The sequence below is a fragment of the Streptomyces sp. MnatMP-M17 genome, from assembly GCF_900091995.1.
Lineage (GTDB): Bacteria > Actinomycetota > Actinomycetes > Streptomycetales > Streptomycetaceae > Streptomyces.
In genome coordinates this window covers 1-2,492 of sequence record NZ_FMDK01000954.1, presented here as the reverse complement: position 1 = coordinate 2,492, position 2,492 = coordinate 1, and the positions used below count along the sequence as shown (strand labels likewise).

The following is a 2,492-nucleotide window of genomic DNA, read 5'->3' as shown; positions in this document are numbered from 1 at the left end:
CAGGCGGCCCCCGCCGGGAGGCGCATACGCTTCAGCCGCAGCGCGCACCCAGCGCGAGCGTTCTCTTCGCCGCCGCCACGATCGCCGCGTCGACGAAGCGGCCGTCGGGCAGGGCGTGGGCGCCCGCGTCGGCCGCCGCCGCCTCGATGATCTCCTCGGCCTCGGCGACCTCCCGCGGCGTGGGCAGATAGGCGTGTTCGATGACCGGGAGCTGGCGCGGATGGATGGCCGCGCGGCCCAGCAGGCCCAGGGCCCGGCCATGGCGGCAGGAGGCCGCCAGTCCGTCCAGGTCACGGACGTCCGGGAACACCGACTGGACCGGTGGCGACAGGCCCGCCGCGCGGGCCGCCACCACGGCCCGGCTGCGGGCCCAGTCCAGGCCGGAGTCCTCCCGTACGCCCAGATCGGCGCGGAGGTCCGCCTCGCCCAGTGAGATGCCGCGTACCGCCGGATGCGCGCCCGCGACGGCGTAGGCGTTCTCCAGGGCCAGCGCCGATTCGAGCAGGGCGTACAGCGCGGTGTCCGGAGCCCGTGCCGCGACGCGGTGGATGTCGGAGGCATGGGTCACCTTGGGGAGACGGAGCCCGGACAGTCCCGGCAGACCGACCAGCGACGGCAGGTCGTGCTCGTCGGCGATCCGGACATGGACCGGGACCGGATGCGGCGAGGACAGCAGGTCGGCGATGGCGTCGCGCGCGTACTCCTTGCGGTCGGGAGCCACCGCGTCCTCCAGATCCACGATCACGACATCCGCGCCGCAGGACAGTGCTTTCGCCATCACCTCCGGACGGTCCCCGGGGACATACAGCCAGGTGAGCGGGGTGGTCATAGCGCCCCGTCCGCCCGCAGCGCGCCGATCTCGGACGCGGTGAGGCCCAGCTCGGCCAGGACCGCGTCGGTGTCCGCGCCATGGGGCCGGCCCGCCCAGCGGATGGCGCCCGGCGTCTCGGAGAGCCGGAAGAGGACGTTCTGCATCCGCAGCGTGCCCAGCTCCGGATCGGGGACCTCGGTGACGCTGTCCAGCGCCCGGTACTGCGGATCGGCCATGACGTCCCGGATGTCGTAGACGGGCGCGATCGCCGCCTCGGCCTCCTCGAACGCGGCCATCGCCTCGGCACGGGTGTGCCGGGCGATCCAGCCGCCGACCGCCTCGTCCAGGACGTCCGCGTGCCGGGCCCGGCCGCTGCCGGTGGTGAACCACGGCTCGGTGATCAGCTCGGGCCTGCCCACCAGCCGCATCACGCGTTCCGCGACCGACTGCGCCGAGGTGGAGACCGCCAGCCAGGAGCCGTCGGCGGCGCGGTAGGTGTTGCGCGGCGCGTTGTTGGTGGAGCGGTTGCCGGTACGGGGCTGGACCAGGCCGAGCTGGTCGTACCAGAGCGGCTGCGGTCCGAGCACGGTCAGGATCGGCTCGATGATCGCCAGATCGACCACCTGGCCACGGCCGGTCAGCGCCCGGCCGCCGAGCGCGGTCATCACCGCGTACGCCGTGGCCAGCGCGGCGATGGAGTCGGCGAGACCGAAGGGCGGCAGCGTGGGCGGTCCGTCGGGCTCGCCCGTGACGGCCGCGAAGCCGCTCATCGCCTCGGCGAGGGTGCCGAATCCCGGGCGGCGGGCGTACGGGCCGAACTGGCCGAAGCCCGTCACCCGGGTCAGTACGAGCCGTGGATTGGCCAGGGAGAGCTCGGTCCAGCCGAGGCCCCATTTCTCCAGGGTGCCGGGCCGGAAGTTCTCGATGACCACATCCGCGTCGGCGGCGAGCCGCAGCAGGACGTCGCGTCCGCCCGGAGTGGAGAGATCGAGTGTGATGGCGCGCTTGTTGCGGCCGAGCAGCTTCCACCACAGGCCCACACCGTCCTTGGCCGGGCCGTGGCCGCGCGAGGGATCGGGACGGGTCGGATGCTCGACCTTGATGACATCGGCGCCGAAGTCGCCGAGCAGCGTGGCGGCGAGCGGACCGGCGAAGAGCGTCGCGAGATCGAGCACCCGAAGGCCGGAGAGAGGAGCGGGAGCGGGGGCGTCGGTCGGGGCGTTCGGAACGGTGGCTGACATGGTCATTCAGGCCTCGATCTCGGTGCGGTACGGCATGGAGGTGGACGCTCCGTGGCGCTGGACGCAGAGCGCGGCGGCGGCCGAGGCCCAGTGCATCGCCTCGGGCATCGGACGGCCCTCGCCGAGCGCGACGGCGAGCGCGCCCACATAGGTGTCACCGGCGCCGGTGGTGTCCACGGCCTCGACCCTGGGCGCGGGCACGGCGACGGTCCCGGCGCCCCGGGCCGCGTACAGACTGCCCGCGGCACCGAGAGTGATCACGACCTCGGGGACCTGCCGGAGCAGGGCCTCCGCCGCGGCATGCGCGTCGGCGATCCCGGTGAGCGTGGCCGCTTCGTGCTCGTTCGGGACCAGCAGATCGACCGCCGCGAGCAGTCCGGGCGGCAGAGGCTGCGCGGGAGCCGGCGTGAGGACGGTCCGTACGCCATGGCGGCGGGGGG

The 2,492-nt window shown here is 74.0% G+C and carries 3 protein-coding genes; all 3 read right to left on the bottom strand.

From position 1 onward, the window contains the following. Window positions 1-31: 31 nt before the first annotated feature. Entirely contained in the window at window positions 32-829 is a 798-nt protein-coding gene (locus GA0115259_RS34075) for an HpcH/HpaI aldolase/citrate lyase family protein (protein ID WP_093604073.1), read from the bottom strand. After that, the gene (locus GA0115259_RS34070) at window positions 826-2,058 is read right to left on the bottom strand and encodes a CaiB/BaiF CoA transferase family protein (protein ID WP_370749152.1); all 1,233 of its coding nucleotides are present in this window, start codon (window positions 2,056-2,058) and stop codon (window positions 826-828) included. Before GA0115259_RS34070 ends, GA0115259_RS34075 begins: the two co-directional genes overlap by 4 nt. After that, a partial coding sequence (locus GA0115259_RS34065; RefSeq protein WP_176732750.1) for a PfkB family carbohydrate kinase occupies window positions 2,059-2,492 on the bottom strand: 434 nt, incomplete at its 5' end.